At 72.4% G+C, this 23539-nt stretch carries 21 protein-coding genes; 10 read left to right on the forward strand and 11 right to left on the reverse strand.

The window, feature by feature from the left end; genetic code table 11:
- Positions 1-91 precede the first annotated feature (91 nt).
- Both OG568_RS40850 and OG568_RS40855 read left to right on the forward strand, forming a co-directional pair.
- On the forward strand, positions 92-454 hold the full coding sequence (locus tag OG568_RS40850) for a hypothetical protein (protein WP_329535143.1): 363 nt from the start codon (positions 92-94) through the stop codon (positions 452-454).
- Positions 454-1080, forward strand: a complete 627-nt coding sequence (locus OG568_RS40855; protein WP_329535144.1) for a YigZ family protein — start codon at positions 454-456, stop codon at positions 1078-1080. Before OG568_RS40850 ends, OG568_RS40855 begins: the two co-directional genes overlap by 1 nt.
- Before the next feature lie 24 nt (positions 1081-1104).
- Here OG568_RS40855 and OG568_RS40860 read toward each other — a convergent pair whose 3' ends face one another.
- Complete coding sequence (locus tag OG568_RS40860; RefSeq protein WP_266580795.1) at positions 1105-1512, reverse strand: nuclear transport factor 2 family protein; 408 nt, start codon at positions 1510-1512, stop codon at positions 1105-1107.
- A 284-nt stretch (positions 1513-1796) separates the two neighbouring features.
- On the opposite strand from OG568_RS40860, the gene OG568_RS40865 reads away from it, so the two are divergent.
- Together OG568_RS40865 and OG568_RS40870 are read left to right on the forward strand one after the other, a co-directional pair.
- Positions 1797-2960 (forward strand): exonuclease SbcCD subunit D, encoded by a 1164-nt coding sequence (locus OG568_RS40865; RefSeq protein ID WP_329535145.1) that lies wholly within the window; start codon positions 1797-1799, stop codon positions 2958-2960.
- Between the two features lie 76 nt (positions 2961-3036).
- Complete coding sequence (locus tag OG568_RS40870; RefSeq protein WP_329535146.1) at positions 3037-6039, forward strand: SMC family ATPase; 3003 nt, start codon at positions 3037-3039, stop codon at positions 6037-6039.
- A gap of 55 nt (positions 6040-6094) precedes the next feature.
- Here the strand turns inward: OG568_RS40870 and OG568_RS40875 are convergent, their stop codons facing one another.
- Positions 6095-6541, reverse strand: coding sequence for an Lrp/AsnC family transcriptional regulator (locus OG568_RS40875; RefSeq protein ID WP_266416870.1), 447 nt, complete (start codon positions 6539-6541; stop codon positions 6095-6097).
- Between the two features lie 162 nt (positions 6542-6703).
- Between OG568_RS40875 and OG568_RS40880 the strand changes: the two genes are divergently transcribed.
- Positions 6704-7210, forward strand: a complete 507-nt coding sequence (locus OG568_RS40880) for a rhodanese-like domain-containing protein (RefSeq protein ID WP_329535147.1) — start codon at positions 6704-6706, stop codon at positions 7208-7210.
- A gap of 14 nt (positions 7211-7224) precedes the next feature.
- Here OG568_RS40880 and OG568_RS40885 read toward each other — a convergent pair whose 3' ends face one another.
- Entirely contained in the window at positions 7225-8094 is an 870-nt protein-coding gene (locus OG568_RS40885; RefSeq protein WP_329535148.1) for a LysR substrate-binding domain-containing protein, read from the reverse strand.
- 148 nt (positions 8095-8242) lie between these two features.
- Here OG568_RS40885 and OG568_RS40890 point away from each other — a divergent pair, with 148 nt between their 5' ends.
- Positions 8243-9148, forward strand: a complete 906-nt coding sequence (locus OG568_RS40890; protein ID WP_329535149.1) for an MBL fold metallo-hydrolase — start codon at positions 8243-8245, stop codon at positions 9146-9148.
- A gap of 92 nt (positions 9149-9240) precedes the next feature.
- Here OG568_RS40890 and OG568_RS40895 read toward each other — a convergent pair whose 3' ends face one another.
- Together OG568_RS40895 and OG568_RS40900 are read right to left on the reverse strand one after the other, a co-directional pair.
- Positions 9241-10932, reverse strand: a complete 1692-nt coding sequence (locus OG568_RS40895) for a DUF885 domain-containing protein (protein ID WP_329535150.1) — start codon at positions 10930-10932, stop codon at positions 9241-9243.
- 63 nt (positions 10933-10995) lie between these two features.
- Positions 10996-11490 (reverse strand): Lrp/AsnC family transcriptional regulator, encoded by a 495-nt coding sequence (locus OG568_RS40900; RefSeq protein ID WP_329535151.1) that lies wholly within the window; start codon positions 11488-11490, stop codon positions 10996-10998.
- Positions 11491-11550: 60 nt separating this feature from the next.
- Between OG568_RS40900 and OG568_RS40905 the strand changes: the two genes are divergently transcribed.
- The gene (locus OG568_RS40905) at positions 11551-12747 is read left to right on the forward strand and encodes a trans-sulfuration enzyme family protein (RefSeq protein WP_329535152.1); all 1197 of its coding nucleotides are present in this window, start codon (positions 11551-11553) and stop codon (positions 12745-12747) included.
- A gap of 75 nt (positions 12748-12822) precedes the next feature.
- Here OG568_RS40905 and OG568_RS40910 read toward each other — a convergent pair whose 3' ends face one another.
- The 3 genes from OG568_RS40910 to OG568_RS40920 form a co-directional block, all read right to left on the reverse strand.
- Complete coding sequence (locus tag OG568_RS40910; RefSeq protein ID WP_329535153.1) at positions 12823-14259, reverse strand: GNAT family N-acetyltransferase; 1437 nt, start codon at positions 14257-14259, stop codon at positions 12823-12825.
- Between the two features lie 224 nt (positions 14260-14483).
- Positions 14484-16082 (reverse strand): alkaline phosphatase D family protein, encoded by a 1599-nt coding sequence (locus OG568_RS40915; protein WP_329535154.1) that lies wholly within the window; start codon positions 16080-16082, stop codon positions 14484-14486.
- Positions 16083-16280: 198 nt separating this feature from the next.
- A complete protein-coding gene (locus tag OG568_RS40920) occupies positions 16281-17111 on the reverse strand; it encodes an alpha/beta fold hydrolase (RefSeq protein ID WP_266684839.1) in 831 nt (276 codons plus the stop codon).
- A 230-nt stretch (positions 17112-17341) separates the two neighbouring features.
- Here OG568_RS40920 and OG568_RS40925 point away from each other — a divergent pair, with 230 nt between their 5' ends.
- Together OG568_RS40925 and OG568_RS40930 are read left to right on the forward strand one after the other, a co-directional pair.
- Positions 17342-18226 carry an RNA polymerase sigma-70 factor gene (locus OG568_RS40925; protein ID WP_329535155.1) on the forward strand — a complete coding sequence of 295 codons (885 nt, stop codon included), beginning with the start codon at positions 17342-17344 and terminating at the stop codon, positions 18224-18226.
- 256 nt (positions 18227-18482) lie between these two features.
- A complete protein-coding gene (locus OG568_RS40930) occupies positions 18483-19244 on the forward strand; it encodes a GntR family transcriptional regulator (RefSeq protein WP_329535156.1) in 762 nt (253 codons plus the stop codon).
- A gap of 78 nt (positions 19245-19322) precedes the next feature.
- Here OG568_RS40930 and OG568_RS40935 read toward each other — a convergent pair whose 3' ends face one another.
- The 3 genes from OG568_RS40935 to OG568_RS40945 form a co-directional block, all read right to left on the reverse strand.
- Positions 19323-20480, reverse strand: a complete 1158-nt coding sequence (locus tag OG568_RS40935; RefSeq protein ID WP_329370771.1) for an ROK family transcriptional regulator — start codon at positions 20478-20480, stop codon at positions 19323-19325.
- Between the two features lie 122 nt (positions 20481-20602).
- Positions 20603-21265: a response regulator transcription factor gene (locus OG568_RS40940; protein WP_329535157.1), complete on the reverse strand. Its 663-nt coding sequence runs from the start codon at positions 21263-21265 to the stop codon at positions 20603-20605.
- A gap of 82 nt (positions 21266-21347) precedes the next feature.
- Positions 21348-22502 carry a sensor histidine kinase gene (locus OG568_RS40945; RefSeq protein WP_329535158.1) on the reverse strand — a complete coding sequence of 385 codons (1155 nt, stop codon included), beginning with the start codon at positions 22500-22502 and terminating at the stop codon, positions 21348-21350.
- Between the two features lie 108 nt (positions 22503-22610).
- Here OG568_RS40945 and OG568_RS40950 point away from each other — a divergent pair, with 108 nt between their 5' ends.
- Entirely contained in the window at positions 22611-23537 is a 927-nt protein-coding gene (locus tag OG568_RS40950; protein ID WP_329535159.1) for an ATP-binding cassette domain-containing protein, read from the forward strand.
- Positions 23538-23539 lie beyond the last annotated feature (2 nt).

Below are 23539 nucleotides of genomic sequence, written 5' to 3' on the forward strand. Positions count from 1 at the left end.
CCCGCGCACCGGAGCCGCCCCCGGACGTCCGAGGGCCGACGACAGGGGTCGGCCGCCGGTCGACCTGGGCTGTCGTGCTCTCGCCGGGGCGATGGCGTGGGGCTCGGGGCGCCTCGACCGGGGCGCTCGCGTGCCCGGCCGGGGCGTGATGCCTCCGCCGGAGGCGACCACCGGCGGACCCGGCGGCGCGGTCGGGTTCGGTACGCGGCGGGGCCGATGGCGCGGAGGCCGGCCCGCCGCGGCCGGGGCCGGGCATCCGGCGATCCCGGGCCGCCGGGCGCGCGGCCGCCGGGACCGGCCGTGCCGTGACCGCCGCGTGCCGCCACCGCTGCGCGGCGAGCCGCGCTTCCTCGCCGGGCCGACGAGACCACTGGTGGACCCGGCCCGCGCCGCCCGCGCCGCGCGCCGGGTCCGCCGTGACGTACCCGCGCGGGAAGCGCATACGCTGGCGTGATGCAGGACGAGTACCGCACAGTGGCCCGCGCGGGTGTGCACGAGACCGAGGTCAACCGCTCCCGCTTCCTGTGCGCCCTCGCCCCGGCGGCCACCGAGCGGGAGGCCCAGGAGTTCATCGCGGGCGTCCGCAAGGAGCACGCCGACGCCACGCACAACTGCTACGCGTACGTCATCGGAGCCGACGCCGCCGTCCAGAAGGCGAGCGACGACGGCGAACCCGGCGGCACCGCGGGCGTGCCCATGCTCCAGATGCTGCTGCGCCGCGACATGCGGTACGTCGTCGCCGTCGTCACCCGTTACTACGGCGGGGTCAAGCTCGGCGCGGGCGGACTGATCAGGGCGTACGGCGGCTCGGTCGGCGAGGCGCTGGACACCCTCGGCACCCTCACGCGCAAACGCTTCCGGCTGGCCACGGTCACGGTCGACCACCAGCGCGCCGGCAAGATACAGAACGACCTGCGATCCACCGGGCGCGAGGTCCGTGACGTCCGGTACGGCGAGGCCGTCACGATCGAGATCGGGCTGCCGGACACCGAGGTGGGGGCCTTCCGCGCCTGGCTCGCCGACGCCACCGCCGGGACGGCCGGGTTCGAACTCGGCGGAGAGGCGTACGGGGACGCCTAGGGTCGACAAGGGCCCCTCGAGCGGTTACGGCTTGAGCGCCTCCAGCATCAGGGGGGTTTCGACATGGACCTCCAGGTCGATGATCCTGCCGTCGCGGACGCGCCAGATGTGCACCTCCCGGGCATCGAACGGCTTGCCCGTGGCGCGGACGAAGCCTCGGGTCCGGCCGCTCTGCACGACCCGGTCGCCGGCCTGGAACAGCGACTCGATCTCGACCTCGCTGTGGATGGCGCTCGACACGGCCAGGTGGAACCGCCGGAATCCCTCGAGCCCGACGTACGAACCGCCCCAGGGGAGTTCCTCCGACTGGTGGACGGTGATCTCGGGGTCGGCCAGGGATGCCCCGTCCGGGTTCGTCCCGTTGACGAAGTCATAGACGGCACGGACCACGTCGAGGTCGTCCTGATGCTGGTTCTGCGTTGATTTATTCATGTTCGTTCTTCCCGGGCGGAGTTCCGGAGTTATGAGATCGAATCGGTCGTTGTGACGCTAGGCGGGGCACAAGGGGAGGGGCTTCGGTCATATGACTGCACTGTCGATCAAGTCAATAAGGATATAGGGGGATATATCGCATCGGATGCCGTCGGTGGAACGCGATCCGTGAGAGATCAGGGGCGGACAGGCGTTAGCGTGGTCGGTGCTGACAGGGAGGCCCGTGCTGGTGGGTGCTGGTTTCAGGGCGTAGTAAGGGGAAACATGCGGGTCGGAGTGGCGCCTTGAGGATTCTGCACACGTCCGACTGGCATCTCGGCCGGGCTTTCCACCGGGTCAACATGCTCGACGCCCAGGCCGGGTTCATCGGTCACCTCGTCGCGACCGTGCGTGAGCGTGACGTGGACGCGGTCGTCGTCTCCGGGGACGTCTACGACCGGGCGGTGCCGCCGCTGGCCGCCGTCGAGCTCTTCGACGACGCGCTGCACCGGCTCGCCGACCTCGGGGTGCCCACGGTGATGATCTCCGGAAACCACGACTCGGCGCGTCGGCTCGGCGTCGGCGCCGGGCTCATCGGCCGTGCGGGCATCCACCTGCGGACCGAGCCCTCCGCGTGCGGCACGCCGGTGATCCTCGCCGACGACCACGGCGACGTGGCTTTCTACGGCCTGCCCTATCTCGAACCGGCCCTGGTCAAGGCCGAGTTCGGTGTCGAGAAGGCGGGGCACGAAGCCGTCCTCGCCGCCGCCATGGACCGGGTCCGCGCCGACCTCGCCACGCGCGCGCGGGGCACCCGTTCGGTGGTCCTCGCCCACGCCTTCGTCACCGGCGGGGCGGCCAGCGACAGCGAGCGGGACATCACCGTCGGCGGGGTCGCCGCCGTACCCGCCGGGGTCTTCGACGGCGTCGACTACGCCGCACTGGGCCATCTGCACGGCAGCCAGACCATCACCGAGCGTGTGCGATATTCCGGCTCCCCGCTGCCCTACTCCTTCTCGGAGGTCGACCACCACAAGAGCATGTGGCTGGTGGAGCTGGGGCCGGAGGGCTTCGTGGGCGCGGAGCGGGTGGGCTGTCCCGTTCCCCGCAAGCTCGCCCGGGTCCGGGGGCACCTGGAAGACCTGCTCGCCGATCCGCTGCTGACGCGCCACGAGGAGGCGTGGGTCGAGGCGACCCTCACCGACCCGGTGCGCCCCGCCGAACCCATGGCCCGGCTGACCGAGCGCTTCCCGCACACGCTCAGCCTCGTCTTCGACCCGGAGCGGGCACCCGAGGACCCGGACGTCTCCTACGCCCGGCGGCTCGCCGGCCGCAGCGAGCAGGAGATCGCGGAGGACTTCGTGGCCCATGTGCGCGGCGCGGGCCCCGACGCCGACGAGCGGGCCGTGCTGAGGGACGCGTTCGACGCCGTCCGCGCCGACGAGGCCGTCCGGGAGGTCGCCCGGTGACACCACGCACACGGGACGCGCAGGACAGGCAGGACATGCGAGGCGCGCGAGACCCGCGCGACCTGAAGGAGGCCCGATGAGGCTGCACCGCCTGGACATCACCGCCTTCGGGCCTTTCGGAGGCACCCAGAGCGTCGACTTCGACGAGCTGTCGGCGGCCGGGCTCTTCCTGCTGCACGGGCCGACGGGCGCGGGCAAGACGTCCGTCCTCGACGCCGTCTGCTACGCGCTGTACGGGGCGGTCCCGGGCGCCCGCCAGAGCGGCCAGGGCCAGACCCTGCGCAGCGACCACGCGGCACCCGCGACGCGCACCGAGATCACTCTCGAACTCACCGTCGCGGGACGCCGGTTGGAGGTCACCCGGCAGCCGCCCTGGGCCCGCCCCAAGAAACGCGGTACGGGCACGACCACCGAAAAGGCGCAGAGCTGGCTGCGCGAGTACGAGGCGTCGGCGGGCACCTGGAAGGACCTCAGCCGCTCCCACCAGGAGATCGGCGAGGAGATCACCCAACTGCTCGGCATGAGCCGTGAGCAGTTCTGCCAGGTCGTGCTGCTGCCCCAGGGCGACTTCGCCCGCTTCCTGCGGGCCGACGCCGAGGCCCGCGGCAAGCTGCTCGGCCGACTCTTCGACACCCACCGCTTCGCCGAGGTCGAGAAGCGGCTCGCGGAGCGGCGCCGGGCCACGGAGGCCGAAGCACGGGAGGGCGACGCGGCGCTGCTCGCCGACGCGCACCGTATGCAGCAGGCCGCCGGAGACATCGTCGAGGTGCCGCTGCCCGATCTCGCACCCGGTGAGCCCGGTCTCGCCGGGGCCGTCCTGACCTGGGCCGCCGTGGCCCGCAGCACGGCCCGCGAGCGGCTGACCCTCGCACGCGGCGCACGTACGGCCGCGGAGTCCGCGCAGACCGCCGCCGACCGCGTACTCGACGACGTACGCGAAGTCGCCCGGCTGCAGCGCAGGTTCACCGAGGCGCGGGAGCGCGCCGCGCGGCTGGAGGAGCGCGCCGACGCCCATCCGGAGGCCCAGGCGTTGATGGTGCGGGCGCGCAAGGCGGAGGCGGTGGCCCCCGCGCTCGATCTGCGCGACGCCGCCGAGGCCGAGCACCGGAGCGCGGCGACGGACGAGGCACGCGCGCGTCTGGTCCTGCCGGACACCTACGCCGGAGCCGGTGCGCCCGGGCTGGCGGCGGCGGCGCGCAAGGCGGCCGAGGAGCTCGGCGGCCTGGAGTCGGCCCGCAGGGCGGAGCGCCGGCTCGGTGAACTCACCCAGGAGCGCGTCTTGCTGGACCGCCAGGAGCGCGAGGACGAGGACGTCCGCCAGGACGCCGAGAGCTGGCTCGCCACCTGGGAGGCGACCCGAGCCGACCTCCAGGCGCGCATCGAGTCCGCGCAGGAGGCCGCCACGCGTGCGGAGCAGCTCGCCGTACAGCGCGATCCCGCCCAGGCGCGGCTCAGGGCGGCCCGCCGGCGCGACCAGTTCGCCCGGGACACGGACGCCACCCAGGCCCAGGCCCTTGCCGCCCGTGAACGCGCGACCGACGCGCGGGCCCACTGGCTCGACCTGAAGGAACAGCGTCTTCAGGGCATCGCCGCGGAACTCGCCGCCGGTCTCGTCGACGGCGAGCCCTGCGCCGTGTGCGGCGCCACCGAACACCCCGAGCCCGCACGCAGGATCGACGGACACGTCGGCCGGGAGGCCGAGGAGCGGGCGCTCGACGCGTACCAGCGTGCCGACGAGCAGGCCACCGCGGACGAGCGGCGGCTCGGCGTCGTACGCGAGGCGCTGGCGGCCGCCACCGCCGAGGCGGGCGACGCACCGACCGCACAACTCGTCGAACAGGCAGACGAGTTGGAGCGGCGCTACGCCGAGGCGCGGGCTGCGGGATCCGGACTGCACGCCGCGCGGGAGCGGCTCGCGCAGACCGGGCTCGAGCACGAGCGGCGGGTCGCGGCCCAGCAGGAGGCCGCACTGCGCGCCGCCGCCCGGGTCTCCCACCGAGACCGGAACGACCGCGAAAGGGCCTCCCTGGAGGAGGAGTTGACGCAGGCCCGGCGCGCCGCCGACAGCGTTGCCGCGCGCGCCGCCCAGCTGGAGCGGCAGGCCGCCCTGCTCACGGAGGCCGCGGACGCCGTGCGCGCGGCCGAGGATGCCGCGCAGCGTCTCAAGGACGCCGACGCGCGCCTGTCCGACGCGGCCTTCCGCGCCGGGTTCGACACCCCCCAGGCCGCGGCCGCCGCACTGCTCGACGAAGCGGCCCACCGGGACCTCCAACGACGCCTCGACTCCTGGCAGTTGGAGGAGAGCGCGGTACGTGCCGTGCTCGCCGAGGCCGACACGGCCGCCGCCGCGCGGCAGCCGGCCGCCGACCTGGCCGCCGCCGAACGGGCCGCCGAGTCCGCCGCCCGACGGCTGCGGGAGACCACCTCCGCCCAGGACGAGGCCGCCCGCCGCTGCGCGGAACTGGACCGGCTGTCCACGCGCGCGGGCACGTCCGTGCGCCGGCTCGCGCCGCTGCGCGAGGAGTTCGACCGGGTGGCACGCCTGGCCGGGCTGGCCGCGGGCACCTCGGCGGAGAACGAGCGCAGGATGCGGCTGGAGTCGTACGTCCTCGCCGCCCGCCTGGAACAGGTGGCCGCCGCCGCGACCGTACGGTTGCAGCGCATGTCCTCCGGGCGCTACACCCTCGTCCACTCCGACGACCGCGCGGGCCGTGGCCGCAGCGGACTCGGACTGCACGTCGTGGACGCCTGGACCGGCCGGGAGCGCGACACCGCGACGCTCTCCGGGGGCGAGACGTTCTTCGCCTCGCTCGCGCTGGCCCTCGGCCTCGCGGACGTCGTCACGGACGAGGCCGGTGGGGTGCGGCTGGACACGCTCTTCATCGACGAGGGCTTCGGCAGCCTCGACGACCAGACCCTGGACGAGGTCCTCGACGTGCTCGACTCACTGCGGGAGCGCGACCGCAGCGTGGGCATCGTCAGCCACGTCGCCGACCTGCGGCGGCGTATCCACGCCCAGCTGGAGGTCGTGAAGGGCAGAACGGGATCGGTCGTACGGCAGCGGGGCGTCCAGGACTGAGGCGGGGCCTCCAGGACCGATTCGGCGGCCCGGCGTGGGCCGGATCAGCGGGGGATCAGTGACCCAGGGGGCGCCGGGGGAGCGGTGAGGAGTACACGACACTCGTGGTCACCGAACCCAGGGTGCCGATCCTGCCGGAGATCTCCTCCAGGTGGCTCATCGAGCGCGCCGCGACCTTGATGACGAAGCAGTCGTCGCCCGTGACGTGGTGCGCCTCCAGGATCTCGGGCGTCGCCCCGACGAGGTCGTGGAACGGCTTGTAGTTGCCGTTCGGGTAGCGCAGCCGGACGAAGGCCAGGATCGGCAGGCCGAGGCTCTCCGGGTCGACGACGGCCGCGTACCCCTGGATGACGCCCGCCTCCTCCAGACGGCGTACCCGCTCGGTGACCGCGCTCGCGGACATCGAGACGGCACGGGCCAGCTCCGCGAAGCTGGCCCTGCCCTCGCGCTGGAGGACATCGAGGATGTGCCAGTCGGTGGCGTCCGGGGAATACGCGGTCATGAGCGATGGATAGCAGGGAAATCCCCGGCCGATCAAGAGCGATGCCGTGGATCCCTACTTCAGGAAGAGGATCACCGACCGTAGATTTCTGGCCAGGAAGTCCCCGTGAGACCGGTACGGCGAAGGTGCCGGTCCGGCGGGGCAGGGAGGGAAGGCCAGACCATGACTGTGACCGGCGGCACCACTGTGACCAGCACCGCGAGCACGACGAACGCCGTTCTGCGCGTCGCCCCCGCGTCCCCGGCCGCGGCCGTCGCCCACTTCGGCGCCGCCCTCGCCTTCCACGCCGACGTCTCCGACGTCGCCTCCGCGCTCGCGGCCGGCGGCGACCCCGGCTTCGTGGTCCTCGACTCCCGCTCCACCGCGTCCTGGGACCAGGGGCACGTGCCCGGCGCGATCCACCTGCCCACCGCGCTCGTCCCCGAGCAGGCCGAGCGGCTCCTCGACAAGTCGGTGCCCGTCGGCACCTATTGCTGGGGCCCCGGCTGCAACGGCGCGACCCGCGCCGCCCTCGCCCTCGCCGAACTCGGCTTCCAGGTCAAGGAGATGCTCGGCGGCTTCGAGTACTGGGTGCGCGAAGGTTTCGCGTACGAGACCTGGGAGGGAGAGAGGCGGCGCGCGGCGGACCCGCTGACGGCTCCGGTGGACGCGGCGGACTGTGGCTGTTGACCGCTGACGGGGTCCTAGGACCGAGGGAGGGTCGTCGCGAGGCTCACGAACGAGCGGATGAGCGGGGTGGTGTGGGCGCTGTTCCACGCGATGACGAGGTCACTGGGCGGGGCATCCACGAGGGGGATCACCGTGAGGCCCTCGGGCAGGGCGTGGGAGTGGGCGAGGGGCATCAGCCCGACGGTGTCGTTCCACAGGACGGACTGGAGGCATTCGTGGGCGGTGCGGATGACGGGTCCGTCACGGCGCCCGTCGGCATCGGGTGGGCCCGTCCAGAATGCCTGCCACACCGGGTCCGTTCCCTCCGGGAACCGGAACCAGCGGCGGTCGGCGAGTTCGTCCAGGCGCAGCCGGTCACGGTCGGCCAGCGGGTCGTCGGTGCGCAGGACCACGCCGACCGGGTCCGACCGCAGCACACGGGTGGTGATGCCGGTGTCGTCGAACGGCGCCCGGGTCAGGGCCACGTCGACAAGGCCGGCCCGCAGTCCGATGGTCGGGTCGGTCAGGTCGGCCTCGCGGATGCGGATGCGTACGGCGGGGTGTCGGTGCCGGTAGACGGCGGCCAGCCGGGTGCCGGCCTGCTCGGCGCTGTCGGCGAGGGTGCCGATGGTCAGGGTGTCCGGGCCGGCCGCGGCGGCCACCCGGGCCCGCGTCCGGTCGGCCTGCGCCAGCAGGGCGCGTGCCTCGTCGTGGAGCAGGGCTCCGGCGGGGGTGAGGGTGACGCCCGCGGGTGAGCGCCGCAGCAGTGCGCAGCCGAGGTCGGTCTCCAGCTGCTTGACGGCCCGGCTCAGCGGGGGCTGGGTCATGTGCAGTCGTGCGGCGGCCCGGCCGAAGTGGAGTTCTTCGGCGACTGCCACGAAGTAGCGCAGGGTCCGCAGCTCCATCGTCGCTCCATCGCTGTTCCGAGACGCTCTCTCGACCGCTCTCAACTGCGACGATACCCGCGTGGTATCGGGGTGGCGAGATCGGTGTTGGACGCCTCCGTGCGTCTCGCGCTGGACTGGTGGCTCAGCGCAACACCGAGGAGTCGCAGTGTCCGAGGAAACGGTGACGACGGATCCCGTCGTCCACGTCGAGGGTGTTCAGGAGCTGGCCCGTGACCTGGTGGTCATTCCCGACCGGCGGGTGCCGCTCGTGCCCAACATCGGCGTCATCGGCGGTCGCAGCGCCGTGCTCGTCGTCGAGACCGGGATGGGCCCGCGCAACGCCGAAAAGGTGCTGGAGTTCGCGGCCGACCATGCCAAGGGACGTCGGCTGTACCTGACGACGACGCATTTTCACCCCGAGCACGCCTTCGGGGCGCAGGTCTTCGCCGGGGAGGCGACGTTCCTGCTCAACCGGGATCAGGCCGAGGACCTGGAGGTGAAGGGGCCGGGATACCTGGAGATGTTCAAGGGGCTCGGCAAGACGGTCGCAAGCCGCCTCCAGGGTGTTGAACTCGCGCGGCCCGATGTCGTCTACGACCAGGCGTACGACCTGGACCTGGGCGGGCGGGTGGTGCAGCTGAGGGCCACCGGCCGGGCCCACAGCAGGGGTGACCAGGTGGTCAGGGTGCCGGACGCGGACGTCCTGTTCACGGGGGACCTCGTGGAAGCCGGGCAGTTCGCCATCTTCCCCTGGTTCCCGCCGCACGACACCGACGTGTCCGGAACTCGCTGGATCGCGGTGATGGAGAAGCTGGCGGCCGAGAGCCCCGGGATCGTGGTGCCCGGCCACGGCGAGATCGGCGGCGCGCGGCTGCTGGCCGACGTGCGCGACTACCTTCGGCTGCTGCGGGACGAGACCTGGGCCCGCCGCGACTCGGCCCTCGACGAGCGGACGATCGTGGAGGAGATCTCTGCGCTGATGACCGAGCGGCACCCGGAGTGGGTCGGCCAGGAGTGGATCGAGAAGGGCGTCGGCTGTCTGTGCTCCGAACACGCCGAGCACGCCCGGTAGCTCCGCAAGTCCCCGTACTTGATACACGGCGTACTTGATACGCGGCGGCCGGGCCCCGTCGTCGTGGGGAGCCCGGCCGCCGTCCGTGACCGTCAGAGCTGGGACAGTTCGTCCACCAGGTCGTCCAGGCCCAGCGACCCCTGCGACAGGGCCGCCATGTGCCAGGCCTTGGCGTCGAAGGCGTCCCCGTGCCGCTTCTTCGCGTTCTCGCGGCCCCGCAGCCAGGCCCGCTCACCGAGCTTGTAGCCGATGGCCTGACCCGGGATGGAGAGGTAGCGGGTGAGTTCGCTCTCCACGAAGTCCGCCGGACGGCTGCTGTGCGCGCCGAAGAACTCCTGCGCCAGGTCCGGGGTCCAGCGCTCGCCGGGGTGGAAGGGGGAGTCCGCCGGAATCTCCAGTTCCAGGTGCATGCCGATGTCGACGATGACCCGGGCCGCGCGCATCATCTGCGCGTCCAGGTAGCCGAGCCGCTGCTCCGCGTCCTCCAGGAAGCCCAACTCGTCCATCAGCCGCTCCGCGTACAGCGCCCAGCCCTCGCAGTTGGCGCTGACGCGGCCGACGGTGGCCTGGTAACGCGAGAGGTCGTCGACGACGTACACCCACTGGGCGAGTTGGAGGTGATGGCCGGGGACGCCCTCGTGGTACCAGGTCGAGACGAGGTCGTACACGGGGAAGCGGGTCTGCCCCATGGTGGGCAGCCAGGTGCGGCCGGGCCGCGAGAAGTCCGCGGACGGCGCGGTGTAGTACGGGGCCGCCGCACCGCCGGGCGGTGCGATGCGCGACTCCACCTTCCGCACCGGCTCGGCGAGTTCGAAGTGGGTGCCGTCCAGTGCGTCGATCGCGCGGTCCATCACGTCCTGCAGCCACGCCTGGACCTCGTCGACGCCCTCGATGTGCCTGCCGTGCTCGTCGAGGTGTGCGAGCGCCACCCAGGGGGTCTCGGCGTCGGGCAGGATCTTCTCGGCCTCGGACCGCATCTCCGCGAGCAGCCGGTGGTACTCGGACCAGCCGTACGCGTACGCCTCGTCGAGGTCGAGGTCCGTACCGTTGAAGTAGCGCGTCCAGCGCGCGTACCGCTCGCGGCCCACGGTGTTGGGCGCGCCCTCGATCGTCGGCGCGTAGACGTCACGCATCCAGTCGCGCAGCTCCACCAGGGCCCGCGTGGCCGTCCGGGCGGACGTGTCCAGCTCCTCCCGCAGGGCGTCGGGACCCGCGGACACGAAGTCCTCGAACCAACCGCGGCCCTGCCCGTCCGGGTCCGACCACTCGGTGAGCTGCTCGATGAAGGTCGCGGTGGGGCGCGGGCCCGCGTACAGCTTGCGCTCCAGCCCGAGGGCGAGGGACTCGCGGTACCCCGTCAGCGCGGTCGGCACCGCGCGCAGCCGCTCGGCGATCGCGGCCCAGTCCTCGTCCGTCTCGGTCGGGGCGATGGTGAACACCTGGCGCACGGAGTGCGCGGCCGTCTGCATGTTGCCGACGGCCCGCAGGCCCTCGTCGGCGTCGTGGACGGCCAGTTCGGCGGTGAGCCGCTCGCGCAGCAGCCGGGCGCAGCGGCGCTCCACGTCGCTGTCCGCGCCCGGTCGCCGCTCCGCCTCGTCGAGCCGGGCGAGCGTCGTACGCGCCAGCTCCGCGACGGCCTCCTGCCCCGCGGGCGAGGTGTCCGGGAGCTTCCCGGCACTCTCCTTCACACCGAGGTAGGTACCGAGGACCGGATCGAGGGCGATGAGTTCGTCGACGTACGCGTCGGCGACCTCGCGGGGCAGCGGGCTCTTCGTCTCTGACATGCCGACATCCTCATACGGGGACGGGTGCCGCGTCAGCCCGGTCGACCGGGCGCGGGGCCGACATCAGCTTGATTTTGCCGAGGGCGGGGCGGGCGGGAGGAGGGGGCCGCAGTCCCACTGCTGGAAGATCAACCGGGTCTCCACGCGGGCCACTTCGCGCCTGGACGTGAACTCGTCGAGGACCAGCCGCTGCAGATCTGTCATGTCCGCGACCGCGACGAGGACCAGATAGTCGTCGGGCCCGGTGAGATGGAAGACGGTCCGGGACTCGGGCAGCGCCCTGATCCGGTCAACGAACGGCCCCACCAGCTCCCGCCGATGTGGTCTGACCTGCACGGACAGCAAGGCCTCCAGGCCTCGTCCGAGCTTCGCCGGATCGAGGCGCAGCTGATGGCCGAGAATCACCCCCGCGCGGCGCAGCCTCGTCACCCGGTCCAGGCAGGTCGAGGGCGCGACGCCGACCTGCGCGGCCAGGTCGCGGTACGTCGTCCGTGCGTCGTTCTGGAGCAGCCGCAGCAGATGAAGATCGACCGGATCGAGTACGACGGATTCAGCCATGGCCCGAACGTAACACGGAGTGCGCGGCTGGGGTCCCGTCCGGTGTTCAGTCTGCTGTGCATGGAATCCGTGGTGCATGACGCATACGACGCTCAGGACGACCCCTACGACGTTCAGGACACCCGTGTCCCGGCGCCCCGCGCCCGAGCCCTCGCCACCGAGGCCGTGCACGCCGGGCGGGAGGACCTCGCCGGGCTGGGGCTGCACGCCGCGCCGATCGACCTGTCCACGACCTACCCCTCGTACGACAGCCGCGGCGAGGCCGCCCGCATCGACGCGTTCGCGGCCGACGGCGCCGAACCGGAGGGCCCGCCCGTCTACGGCCGCCTCGGCAACCCGACCGTCGCCCGTTTCGAGACCGCCCTCGCCCGCCTCGAAGGCACCGAGAGCGCGGTCGCCTTCGCGAGCGGCATGGCCGCGCTGAGCGCCGTACTCCTCGTGCGCGGCGCGCTCGGCCTGCGCCATGTCGTCGCCGTACGGCCCTTGTACGGCTGCAGCGATCACCTGCTGACCGCCGGACTGCTGGGCACCGAGGTGACCTGGGTCGACCCGGCGGGCATCGCGGACGCCCTGCGCCCGGACACCGGGCTTGTCATGGTCGAGACCCCGGCCAACCCGACGCTCGCCGAACTCGACCTGCGCGCCGTCGCGCACGCCTGCGGCTCCGTCCCGCTGCTCGCCGACAACACCTTCGCCACACCCGTGCTGCAACGCCCCGCCGGACAGGGGGCCCGCCTGGTCCTGCACAGCGCCACCAAGTACCTGGGCGGACACGGGGACGTCATGGCCGGAGTGGTGGCCTGCGACGAGGAGCTCGCCCGGGGACTGCGCCAGGTGCGCTTCGCGACCGGCGGTGTGCTGCATCCGCTGGCCGGATATCTGCTGCTGCGCGGTCTGGCGACCCTGCCCGTACGGGTCCGGGCCGCGTCCGCGAACGCCGCGGAACTCGCCTCCCGGCTCGCCGCCGATCCGCGCGTCGACCGCGTCCACTATCCGCGGATCGGCGGGGCCATGATCGCCTTCGAGGTCCACGGCGACCCGCACGAGGTCGTCGCCGGGGTCCGCCTGATCACCCCGGCGGTGAGCCTCGGCAGCGTCGACAGCCTGATCCAGCATCCGGCGTCCATCAGCCATCGCATCGTGGCCGCCGCCGACCGCCGCGAGGCGGGGGTCAGCGACCGGCTGCTGCGTCTGTCGGTGGGGCTGGAGGACGTGGAGGACCTGTGGGCCGACCTGGACGGTGCGCTGGGGCGGTGACCGGTGGGAGGAGGCCCTGGGCAGGGTGCCCGGGGCCTCCCGGCGTCCGTCGTGCGCCGTCCTAGTGCCGCGGCACTAGTTCTTCTGTCCCTGCGTCTGTGCCTGCTGGTGTCCGTGGCCGTACGGCAGTCGGGACGTCACCGGTGTGGCGTCCAGGCGGGCCGTGATGACGAGGGTGCCCTCCTCGATCTGGTAGTCGAGGGGGAGATCCAGGCCGCGCATGGCGGCGACCATGCCGGTGTTGGAGGCCTGTGTGACGGCGTACACGCTTTCGCAGCCCGCTTCGACGGCCATGGTCACGAGACGGCCGAGCAGTTCGCCGCCGATGCCGCGCCGCTGCCAGTCGTCCTCGACGAGCAGCGCGATCTCCGTCTCGTCGCCGTCCCAGAGGAGATGGCCGAGACCCACGACGCGTCCCGACGCCGTCTGCACGGCGAGGGTGCGCCCGAAGCGGGGGCTGAGCAGGTGGTTCAGATAGCGGTCCGCGTCCCCGACCGGCCCGTGGTACCGCATGTTCAACGTGCTCGAGGAGCAGCGCTCGTGCATCGCCTTCGCCGCGTCGAGGTCGGAGACGTCGGCGCGACGCACGGTGATCGCGTTGCCCTCCGGCAGTGTCAGCATGTCCTGGCTGAGCGGAATGCGCGGACCCAGCCGCGCGTCCAGCTCCACCAACGCCCGCGCCCGAGCGAACTCGGTCGGCGTGAACGGCAGATACGGCCGTTCCACCGTGATCACCCCACCCTCCGGTGCGCGCAACCGCATCACCGTGTCTTCCAGCACTCCTTCGACCGGCGCACCCTCCTCCGCCCGGCCCGACCCGGGGGAGCGGGCGGGCAGCGAACGAATGGTGCACCTACCGAGCAACTGCCGGAGGGCCAGCGGAAGTTCCGCCGCGTCCAAAGCGGTGCGCGTGGCCAGCCCCAGGACGCGCGTCGGAGCGTCCACCAGGTCGTGGGCGTCGGCCCGCTCGATCCAGGTCCCGTTGCCGCCCGCCCGCGAGAGGGCGCGGGTCATCTTGGACGCGGCCAGCTCGGCGGGCGCGCGCAGCAGGAACTCGTCGACCGTGCCCTCGGCGAGCGGGTGCGTCTGCAGGCTCAGGATGTCGACCCGCTGGTGGGCCAGCGCCGTGCACAGCGCGGCCAGCGATCCCGGTTCGTCCTTCACCGTCGTCCGCATCCGCCACAGGACGGTCGCCCCTGTGACGGCCTCCGGCATCGCCTGGTCCCGGTCGGCCTGCCCGGCCGGTCGCCCCACGGCGAGTGTCCGGGTGCCGGTGTCGTCCGCCGGCGGGGCGTGACCGTGGCGGCGTGCCCACCATGTGTGGAATCCGGCCGTGGCCGCCAGGACCACGGACGAGATCACCAGCAGGGCCGGACCGTCGGGTCCGTGTCCGATCAGATTGGCGACGGCGTCGGCGACCGCGACGGCCGTGAACAGCGCGGCGAGCTCGACCACGTCGCGTCGCCAGTGGTGGACGGGGCGTCCGTGCTTCGCCCGGGTCACATCAGACATGTCTGGAGTCATGCAGCCACTGTGAAGGAGTGGTGTTGCGTGATCACGAACGGCCTGTGACTGATCGGTAAAGTGTCGTTCTATCCTTTTTGTGGTTCTTTTTGCGTCTGTTTTGCCTGCCTCGGATCGCCTGGCTTACGCGCCTGGTCACGAGGGTGGCCGCGCACCGGGGGATGACTCCGGTGCGCGGCCCAACCCTTACAGGGTACGGGAGTTGGGCGCGGTCACTGACCCACGCGCCCCGGCTGCAACACCTGTGTGAACAGCACGGTGCCGTCCAGGTCACGCAGCCGCACCGTCAGCTCCCCGCTGTCGCCGTCGATGTCGACCTCGCCGAAGAACTGGTAACCGTCGGCCGGCGAGACATTGGCGGTGGCGGGCGCCTTGACGAAGACCCGGTCGGGCCCGAAGGTGCCGTCCAGGGCGTTCGCCTGGAACGCGCCCGCGTTGAGCGGCCCGGAGACGAACTCCCAGAACGGCTCGAAGTCCTTGAAAGCGGCCCGCGAGGGGTCGTAGTGCTGCGCCGAGGTGTGGTGGACGTCGGCCGTCAGCCATACGGTCCCGGTGATCCGCCGGTGCTTGATGAACCGCAGCAGCTCGGCGATCTGCAGCTCGCGGCCGAGCGGCGCGCCCGGGTCGCCCTGGGCGACGGCCTCGATGTTCGGCTTGCCCTCGACCGGGTCGGGCACGACCAGGCCGAGCGGCATGTCGGCGGCGATGACCTTCCACACCGCGCGCGACGCGGCCAGCTCGCGCTTGAGCCACTCCAGCTGCTCGCGGCCGAGGATGCCCTGCGGGTCGGTGGTCTGGTCGTCGGGCGAGTTGGCGTTCCGGTAGGTCCGCATGTCCAGGACGAACACGTCCAGGAGCGGTCCGTGGTGGACGGTCCGGTAGATCCGTCCGTCCGGGCGTCCGCCGATGGTCGAGATCGGGAAGTACTCAGAGAACGCCCGCCGGGCACGGACGGCCAGGTCGTCGAGTTCCGTGCCGACCGGGTAGGGGGTGCCGGACCCGATGGCCTCGCCGGGATACCAGTTGTTGCGGACCTCGTGGTCGTCCCACTGGATGATGTTCGGAACCCGGGCGTTGAACCGGCGCAGCGCCGAGTCCAGCAGGTTGTAGCGGAAGTTGCCCCGGTAGTCGGCCAGGGTGACCGCGACGTGCGACTTCTCCTCGGTGGTGACGCTCCGGTACAGGCTGCCGTCCGGAAGCGGTGCCGTGGCGGAGATCGGGCCGTCGGCGTAGATGTTGTCGCCGCTGCACAGGAAGAAGTCCGGGTCGACCTTCGCCATGGCGTCGAAGATCCGGTAGCCGCCGATGGACTCGTTGATGCCCCAGCCCTGTCCGGCCAGGTCACCGGACCAGACGAAGCGGACGTCGTGGCGCCGCTTCGCGGGCGCGGTGCGGAACGTGCCGGTCACCGGCTCGCCCGTACGCCGCGGGTCGTCGGGGTCGGCCAGCAGTACGCGGTAGTGGATCTGCTCGCCGGAGGGCAGCCCGCGCAGCCGCGTCGTGCCGGTGAAGTCGGAGTCCGCGCCGAGCAGCGGACCGTGCCATCTGCGGGGGTCGCGGAACGCCTCGGTCGCGGAGGTCTCGACGATCATCCGGGCGGGGCGGTCCGAGCGGACCCACACCAGGCCGGAGTGCGCGCTCACGTCTCCGGCCTGGACACCCCACCCCGCCTTCGGCCGACCGGACAGCGCGAACGCCGGGGCCGAGCCGAGTGCGGTGGGCAGGGCCAGGGCCGCGGAAGCGGCGAGGGAACCGCGCAGGACGCCGCGGCGACCGGGGAGAGGGAGAGGGCTTTGCGGATGGTGTGACATGAATGCGCCTCCAGGGACGGAGTCGGGCAGTGCCGGACCACACCTACTGGTGCGCCGCAGCGCACACGGAAACCACAAGTGAACAACTGGGCCCCGACGCCCTTGCAGCTGCACGCACCAAGCCCCGCCCACCGGTACTTATAGAACCGTCGCTTCCCTCCGACTTGATCCGCCGGACAGGCCCTAACCCGGCGTCGCTCAGCGGCTGCCGTCGAGGATGACGCGGGCGACGAGCGCGGGGTCGTCGTTCATCGGGACGTGGCCGCAGCCGGGCAGCCGCACCAGGCGGGCCCGGGGAATGATGTGCTTGGCCCGGATCCCCTGGCGGCGCACCAGCAGCCGGTCCCGGGTGCCCCAGGCCACGGTGACGGGCAGCCCCGGGATGTCGTCCGTGAACTGGACGGTGGTGCCGGCCCGGAGGGTGTCGGCGAAACCCTCGGCGTGGGCCAGCGCGAGGGTCTCCGCGACGACGGCCTCGGGTGAACGGCGGCCGGGCCGGGCGTAGATGGTGCTGGTCAGGGCGGCCCGCCCGGCCGCCGAGCGGGAGAGCCGTTCGATCACCGGGAGCGGCAGGCGCCGCGCGCCCTGCCGCATCGCGAGCAGCACACCGAAGGCGTAGCGCCGCTCGACCGGCGACCAGAACCCGGCGGGCGAGAGCGCGGTGACGGAGCGTACGAGCTTCTCGCGCCCCAACTCCAGGGCCAGCAGGCCGCCCAGGGAGTTGCCCGCCACGTGCGGACGCTCGATCTCCAGCGCCTCGCACAGCGCGCCGAGCACGGGCACCACCGTCCCGAGGTCGTGCGTCAGCCCGCCGGGCAGCGCCGGGGACTCGCCGAACCCCGGCAGGTCGACGGCTATCACCTCCCGCTCGGCGGCCAGGATGTGCACGACCGGGTCCCAGGCCTGCCGGTGGTGGCCGATGCCGTGCAGCAGGAGCAGCGGTTCTCCGGTGCCCACGCGCGCGTAGGACATGGTCACGGTCCGCGGACCGTGCGCGGAGGGAAGGCTGAAGGAGACCGTGGCGGACATGATGCTGCTCCTCGTCTGGTGACACGCTGACGAACCGTCTTCGTAGACAGCTTGTCAGCAACCGCTACCGACGGGTAGCCCCCGGTCGCCGTCACCTGGAACTGCTCGCCCACGCTGCCCGACTCGACGGACGACAGCCGGCCACCCGCCCGCCGGCCGCTGGTTTTTGTGCTCCGAAAGGCACCGGTGCCGCCTGGACACGGCGGAACGTGTCGGGATGGGATGGAGCCGTGGCCATCGACACCGCGACCGAGGTCTTCGAAGAGCACCGCCCCGTCCTGATGGGCGTCGCCTACCGCATGCTGGGGCGGGTGGCCGACGCCGAGGACGTCGTCCAGGAGGCCTGGCTGCGCTGGTCCGGCGCCGACCGGTCCGAGGTGCGCGAGCCACGCGGCTACCTGGTGCGCATCGCCACCCGGCTCGCCGTCGACCGGCTGCGCCAGGTGAAGTCGCGCAACGAGGCGTACGTCGGACCGTGGCTTCCCGAGCCGTACGCCACCGACTTCGGGGACACCGCCCCCGACACCGCCGAACGGGCCGTGCTCGCCGACTCCGTCTCGCTCGCCGTCCTCGTCGTCCTGGAGTCCCTGTCACCCCTGGAGCGCGCGGTGTTCGTCCTCAGAGAGGCGTTCGGGTACCCGTACGCGGACATCGCCGCCGTCCTCGACCGGGGGGAGCCCGCCGTGCGCCAACTCGCCGGACGGGCACGCAGACACGTCGAGGAACGACGGCCGCGCTACGAGGTCGATCCGGCCGAACGCCGCGACCTGACCGAGCGGTTCCTCGCCGCGGCGGCCGAGGGCGACCTGGAGGGGCTCATGTCCCTGCTGGCCCCGGACGTCCGCCTGATCGGCGACAGCGGCGGACTGTCGAAGGCGCCGCTGCGGGTCATCGAAACCGCCGACAAGGTGGGCCGCTTCATGTACGCCGTCGCCCAGAAGGGCGTTCCCGACCCGTCGTACCGCCCCCTGGAGCTCAACGGCGGCGCCGCGCTCCTCGTCCTCTCCGGCGGCAAGCCCGACAGCGCCGTGCAGCTGGATGTCGTGGACGGCCGAATCCAGTGCGTTTACATCATGCGCAACCCCGAGAAGCTGGTGTCCCTGGGTAAGCGTTAGCCGCCGCGGTGCCCCACCGCACCATCGAAAGCCCCCGCCATCTGGACGGGGGCTTTCGGCGTTGTGTCACGAACGTCGCCCCCTGCGAACGCCCTGTGAACGCTGTGCGGCACGGCGTCTGTGCAATCCGTAAGGGATCGAGGATTGGTCTTGACCAAGGGTGGGGGCGGGCCTATGGTCGCAGAGATAGTGCAAGAACCTTTAATAAACAAGGGCGCTAAAACGCCGCCGGGCCACGGCGATTGCGGAGGACAGGGTGGGGACCACGCAGCTGGAAACGGTGCCGGAGCCGAAGTACTGGCATCTCAAGACGGTGCTCACTGAGGCATTGGACTCTGAGTTCTCCGTGGGCGAGATCCTGCCCAACGAACGCGATCTCGCGGCCAGGTTCGGCGTCGCCCGGGCCACACTGCGCCAGGCGCTGGAGCAGCTGGAGCTCGAGGGGCGACTGCAGCGCCGCCGCGGGGTGGGCACGACCGTCGCCCCGCCGCGCGTGGGCGTGGCCGTCGGAACCGAGCAGCACGTGTGGCCGGGCGCGGCCGACGACGCCTGGCGGCCCACGGACTGCGCGGTGGCGGTTCCGCCCGCCGCGGTGGCCGACGCCCTGGAGACGGACTCCGACGACCAGGTGCACATCATCCGCCGCTCCCGTGTGACGCACGGCCAGCCGGTCGCCGCCGAACTGCTCTACATCCCCGCGTCCTCGGTGCCCGGCCTCCCCGCGATCGACGCCCCGTCGGGGGCCACGCTCGCCCGTGCCGTGCTGCGCGAACTGCAGCACCTCGACCTGGAGGGCCAGAACCGTGCCGTGGAGCTCGGCTCGGCCCGCGCGGACGACGCCAAGGAGCTCGACCGGCTGCCCGGGGCGCCCGTCCTCGTCGTCACGACCCGTTACTTCGCCGAGGGGCGTACCGCCGCGGTCTCCGTGGCGACCTACCGCGCCGACACCTGCCGGCTGACCTTCGGCGACTCCGGCGGCGTGGAGATCCACCACGACCCTGAGCGCCGGGCCTCCTGAGCCGCGGCGCAGGTCTCGACCGTCACGCCCCGGAACACTCCGGGGCGTGACGCTTTTTTGTTCCCGTGAGATCGCTGGTCAGCGGCGTGCGGTCACGGTCCCCTCCACCGCGAACAGCTGCTCCTCGACATGATCGAGAGCCAGCCGCAGGGCGCCCGTCGCGACGGCCGCCTCGCCCAGCAGGGAGAGCGCCACCTTGGGCGGGCGCAGGCAGTAGCGCGCCAGCTCGCGCCGCAGCGGTTCCAGTACGCCGTCCAGACCGGCCGCCCAGCCGCCGACGACGACCAGTTCCGGGTCGAGGGCGAGGACGAGGGCCGCCACGTCGTGCACCAGCCGCTGGATGAAACGGTCGACCGCCGCGCGGGCCCGCTGGTCACCGCCCTTGGCCAGCGCGAAGACCTCGGCGACGGCCTGCTCGTCGAGCGGGTGCAGGGGTTCGTCCGTGGTCGACAGCAGCGTCTCGGGGGTGGCTCCACGGCCCAGCAGATGCAGCGCCCCGATCTCCCCGGCGGCGCCCCCGTAGCCCCGGTGCAGCCGCCCGCCGATCAGCGAACCGGCCCCCGGACTCAGCCCGGCCAGCACGAACACCATGTCGTCCGACTCCGTCGCCGACCCCTTCCAGTGCTCGGCGACCGCCGCCGCGTTGGCGTCGTTCTCCACGAGCACCGGGCATTTGAAGGAACGGTTCAGTCGGTCGCCGAGGCGCAGCCCCGTCCACTCCGGCAGCGCCGTGCCCAGGCGTACGGTGCCGTCCGCCTCGACGATCCCCGGGCTGCCCACACCGACCGCCCGCAGGGAGCTGCGGGCGACACCCGCGCGGCGCAGCAGGTCGGCGACCGCCGTACGCAGCCGTTCCAGCCGCTCGTCCGCCGACGCGGCCTCGTCCACGTCCTTGGACATGGCGCCCAGCACCCGGCCGTCCAGATCGGCGAGGAGCCCGGCGACACGATGGGGGCCGATCTCCAGGCCCAGCAGATGGCCCGCCTCGGCCCGGAACCGAAACCGCCGCGCGGGACGGCCCTGGCGCCGCGCGGCGCCCTCCTCGGCGGCCTGCTCGACCACGAGCCCCGCCTCGATCAGCCCTTCCACGACACCTTCGACCGTGGGCCGGGACAACCCGGTCACCCGGGTGATCTCGGTCAGCGTCGCGCAGTCCGTGGCACGCAGCGCGTGCAGCACGACAGCGGAATTGATCCTTCGCAGCAGAGAGGGGTCCCCGCCGGTCAACCGCCCCAACGTCCGTCCTCCCAGCTCGCGCGCGTGTTGGCCGGATCGTACTCGGAGCGGCGCGCCCCGGCGAGAGCCGGGGACCTCCTTTGCTACCGACCGGTCGCCTCGGCCACTGGCGGACCGCCGTCTCAGCCCGGAGCCACGAACCCCGACTCGTACGCCGCGATGACCGCCTGCGTGCGGTCCCGGGCGCCCAGCTTCGCCAGTACGGCGCTGACGTGCGACTTGACCGTCTCGGTCCCGACGATCAGCCGCCCCGCGATCTCCGCGTTCGACAGTCCCCGGGCCATCAGCCGCAGCACCTCGGCCTCACGCTCGGTCAACTGGGCCCGCTCCATCACCGCGCGCGCCGCCCGGTTCCCGCCGTCGTCGCCGTACTCCACGGCCAACTGCCGCACGGAGGCCGGGAACAGCAGCGACTCGCCCTCGGCCACCAGCCGCACCGCGTGCACGATCTCGGTCGGCCGCGCCCGCTTCAGCAGGAACCCGTCGGCACCGGCTCGCAGCGCCTCGTACACGTACTCGTCGTTCTCGAAGGTCGTGATGACCAGGATCTTCGGCGGGTCGTCGACCGTCCGCAGCACCGCGCGCGTGGCCTCGATTCCGTCCAGCAGGGGCATCCGTACGTCCATGGCGACCACGTCGGGCCGCAACTGCCGCACCAGCGGGATCACCGCCGCCCCGTCGGCGGCCTCCCCGACCACCGCGATGTCCGGCTGCGCCTCCAACACGGCCCGCAGACCCGCGCGTACGAGGGGTTCGTCATCGACCAGGAGAACGGTGACCGGCATCCGGCCAGCCTAGTGCCGCGACAGGCAACGTTCGCCCGACGCCGCTCCTTGATGGGCAGACGTTGCCTGCCACGGCACTGGATCAGCGCGTCGGCAGCTCCGCGTGCACCTGCCAGTCACCCTCGTCCGGCCCGGTCCGTGCCCGGCCCCCGAGCAGCGCCGCGCGCTCACGTATGCCCCGCAGACCACTGCCCCGGCCCGGGCCGGATATCGCCGCGGTCAGCGGATTGCGCACCTCCAGATCGAGGGTGCCGTCGGCCACCCGGATACGGACCCGGACGGGGACGGATCCCGCGTGCCGCAGCACATTGGTCAGCGCCTCCTGCAGAATCCGGTACCCCTCCCGGGAGACCGGCCCCGGCACCGTGTCCAACGGCCCGGTCACCTCCGCGCCGACCTTCGCACCGGAGGCCCGCGCGGACTCCAGCAGCCGGTCGGCGTCCGCCAGCGTCGGCCGACCGCTCACCGGCCGCTCCGCCTCACGCAGCACGCCCAGCACGCGCTCCAGGTCCTCCAGCGCGGCCCGGCCGGTCTCCTCGATGGCGCCCAGCGCGCGTTCGGTGAACTCCGGGTCGCCCGCCGCCCGGGCCGCGCCCGCCTGCACCACCGCCACCGTCAGCGCGTGCCCGATGGAGTCGTGCAGCTCACGGGCGATGCGATTGCGTTCCAACAGTTGCTCGGTGCGCTCCTCCAGCGCGGCGAGCCGCTCCGCACGCGAGGGGCCGAGCAACTGCCGGGCCAGCAGTGTGGCCAACTCGCCGAGGCCGACCACCACGCCGTACATCGCGACCAGGGGAAGCGGTGCCAGGACGGCGTATCCCCAGTGCGGTCGAGCGCTGCTGAGGACAGGGATACCGTCCGGCACTCGTCCGACGGCCAGCCCGACGAGCGTGACGGACAGGATCGGCCCCCATACGGTGATGGGCCCCGCCACCCACCCCAGAGCCATCCGCGCCTCCAGCCACAGCATCGTGCGACCCCGGTCCCGCCAAGTCGTCGACGGTGCCACGGAGATCCCCGTGTCCTGCCTGCCCGGTGTCAACAGCAGCCGCGCCTGCACACCCTCGCCCATCCGCACCGCCGGGATCAGGGCGACAGGGATCAGCAGCAGCGCGGGCACATACGGCTTCGACGCGTCGATGAACATCCACACACTGACGATCAGCATCGGCACCCAAAGGTGCAGCAGACGCGTATACGTCGTCCCCCGCAACAGCGGGCGCAGGAAGCGGGCCATTGCGACATCGTGACAGCCGGCACCGACCATCGGCGTCCCCCGGGCGGGGGAGACGATCTCCACCGTCGGGGGAGGAGCCGATCCCCCTGAACGGCCAGGCTGTCGGTCATGACCAGCATCGACGTACGAGACCTCACCAAGGAGTACGGCACCCGCCGGGCCGTGGACCACCTCACCTTCAGCGTCCGGCCTGGCAAGGTCACCGGCTTCCTCGGCCCCAACGGCGCCGGAAAGTCCACCACCATGCGCCTCGTCCTCGGCCTCGACCGGCCCACCTCCGGAACCGCGACGATCGGCGGCCGCGCCTACGCCACCCTTACCGACCCGCTGCGCCAGGTGGGCGCCCTGCTCGACGCGCAGGCCGCGCACGGCTCCCGCACCGGCCGGGACCATCTGCGGGCCCTGGCGGCGAGCAATCGCATTCCGGTCGGCCGGGTCGACGCGGTGCTGGAGGAGACGGGACTCGCGTCGGCCGGGCGGCGCCGGGTGAAGACGTACTCCCTCGGCATGCGCCAGCGGCTGGGCATCGCCGGTGCCCTGCTCGGCGACCCCGAGGTGGTCCTGCTGGACGAGCCGTCGAACGGCCTCGACCCCGAAGGCATCGTCTGGATCCGCGAGTTGCTGCGCCGGCTGGCGGCGGAAGGCCGCACGGTCCTGGTCTCCAGCCACCTGATGAACGAGACCGCCTCCTTCGCCGACCACCTTGTGGTCCTCGGGCGGGGACGACTCCTGGCCGACACCCCCATGCGGGACTTCATCGACGCGCGCGTGCAACCCCACGTACGCATCCGCACGACGGACGCCGGGGCCCTCAAGGACGCGCTCGCCCGGCACGGACATGACGCCGTGCAGGACGAGGACGAGGACGGGGCCTGGACCGTGCCGCACACACGCGTGGACGACATCGGGACCCTGCTGTCCGCCGCCGGTGTCCCGATCCTCGAACTGGCGTCCGCCGAGGGCACGTTGGAGCAGGCCTACCTCGATCTGACGGCCACCGAGACCGAGTTCACCGCACAGCGCCAGGAGGCCTGACC

It is taken from the genome of Streptomyces sp. NBC_01450 (genome assembly GCF_036227505.1).
Lineage (GTDB): Bacteria > Actinomycetota > Actinomycetes > Streptomycetales > Streptomycetaceae > Streptomyces.

What these genes read in the sequence shown, in the direction of transcription:
- OG568_RS40850 (WP_329535143.1), top strand. Translation starts at nt 92, where the DNA reads ATGGCGTGGGGCTCGGGGCGCCTCGACCGGGGCGCTCGCGTGCCCGGC.
- OG568_RS40855 (WP_329535144.1), top strand. Translation starts at nt 454, where the DNA reads ATGCAGGACGAGTACCGCACAGTGGCCCGCGCGGGTGTGCACGAGACC.
- OG568_RS40860 (WP_266580795.1), bottom strand. Translation starts at nt 1,512, where the DNA reads ATGAATAAATCAACGCAGAACCAGCATCAGGACGACCTCGACGTGGTC.
- OG568_RS40870 (WP_329535146.1), top strand. Translation starts at nt 3,037, where the DNA reads ATGAGGCTGCACCGCCTGGACATCACCGCCTTCGGGCCTTTCGGAGGC.
- OG568_RS40875 (WP_266416870.1), bottom strand. Translation starts at nt 6,541, where the DNA reads ATGACCGCGTATTCCCCGGACGCCACCGACTGGCACATCCTCGATGTC.
- OG568_RS40880 (WP_329535147.1), top strand. Translation starts at nt 6,704, where the DNA reads ATGACTGTGACCGGCGGCACCACTGTGACCAGCACCGCGAGCACGACG.
- OG568_RS40885 (WP_329535148.1), bottom strand. Translation starts at nt 8,094, where the DNA reads ATGGAGCTGCGGACCCTGCGCTACTTCGTGGCAGTCGCCGAAGAACTC.
- OG568_RS40895 (WP_329535150.1), bottom strand. Translation starts at nt 10,932, where the DNA reads ATGTCAGAGACGAAGAGCCCGCTGCCCCGCGAGGTCGCCGACGCGTAC.
- OG568_RS40900 (WP_329535151.1), bottom strand. Translation starts at nt 11,490, where the DNA reads ATGGCTGAATCCGTCGTACTCGATCCGGTCGATCTTCATCTGCTGCGG.
- OG568_RS40905 (WP_329535152.1), top strand. Translation starts at nt 11,551, where the DNA reads ATGGAATCCGTGGTGCATGACGCATACGACGCTCAGGACGACCCCTAC.
- OG568_RS40910 (WP_329535153.1), bottom strand. Translation starts at nt 14,259, where the DNA reads ATGTCTGATGTGACCCGGGCGAAGCACGGACGCCCCGTCCACCACTGG.
- OG568_RS40915 (WP_329535154.1), bottom strand. Translation starts at nt 16,082, where the DNA reads ATGTCACACCATCCGCAAAGCCCTCTCCCTCTCCCCGGTCGCCGCGGC.
- OG568_RS40920 (WP_266684839.1), bottom strand. Translation starts at nt 17,111, where the DNA reads ATGTCCGCCACGGTCTCCTTCAGCCTTCCCTCCGCGCACGGTCCGCGG.
- OG568_RS40940 (WP_329535157.1), bottom strand. Translation starts at nt 21,265, where the DNA reads ATGCCGGTCACCGTTCTCCTGGTCGATGACGAACCCCTCGTACGCGCG.
- OG568_RS40945 (WP_329535158.1), bottom strand. Translation starts at nt 22,502, where the DNA reads ATGGCCCGCTTCCTGCGCCCGCTGTTGCGGGGGACGACGTATACGCGT.
- OG568_RS40950 (WP_329535159.1), top strand. Translation starts at nt 22,611, where the DNA reads ATGACCAGCATCGACGTACGAGACCTCACCAAGGAGTACGGCACCCGC.